1 protein-coding gene is annotated in these 814 nt (G+C 43.2%); it reads left to right on the plus strand.

From position 1 onward, the window contains the following. Positions 1-100: 100 nt before the first annotated feature. Positions 101-814, plus strand: a 714-nt coding sequence (locus tag A3729_RS28675; RefSeq protein WP_304439783.1) for a flagellar filament capping protein FliD, incomplete at its 3' end; no start/stop codon positions are given.

Genomic DNA, 814 nt, shown 5'->3' on the forward strand with positions numbered 1-814 from the left:
AGTGTTGACTCAATAGACAAAGTTTTCGCTGGGTTAGAGTGAGTCAAAGTCATTGTGGCTTTAACGCTTATTTAATCCTGTGGTATTCGAGGCGATAAGTATGGCAAGTGTATCTTCGGTTGGAATTGGTTCGGGTGTTCTCACCAGTGAGCTAATTGATAATCTCGCTAATGCAGAGCGCGCTCCGGTTGAGGCTCGCCTAGATAGTCAAGAAGCTGAAATTAATGCTGAGTTATCTATCTTTGGGCAGATTAAATCAGCAGTTACTGATCTTCGTCTACCTGCTCGTACATTATCAAATCCCCAGTTATTTGAATCGAAAACTGTTTCTTCTGGAAGCTCAGCATTTTCCGCTACGGTTAATACAAGTGAAGCGAGTGCGGGTGTTCATACTTTAGAAGTCTCCGCTTTAGCTGTATCTCAAACATTAACAACGACAGAATTTAGTGATTCAGATACCACTGCTTTAGGTGAGGGTGCGCTTTCTATCGTGGTGGATGGCAAAACTACCAACGTAACGATTGATAACTCAAACAATACGCTCGATGGTATTGCTGCAGCAATTAATGCTGAAGAGGATGTGGGGTTGACTGCATCAGTCTTATATACCGGTACGGGCTATAAGCTAGTCTTTAACGCCGACGAAACGGGTCTTGATAAAACTATCGATATAAGCGTTACTGACACGGGTGATGCAAGTAATACCGATGCAAATGGCTTGTCACGTCTTGCTTATACCGCAGGTGCCACCAATCTGATTCAAAGCCAGCCTGCTGCAGATGCAGCATTTAAACTTAATGGTGTGTCAATTACT

This window comes from Oleiphilus sp. HI0043, from assembly GCF_001634935.1.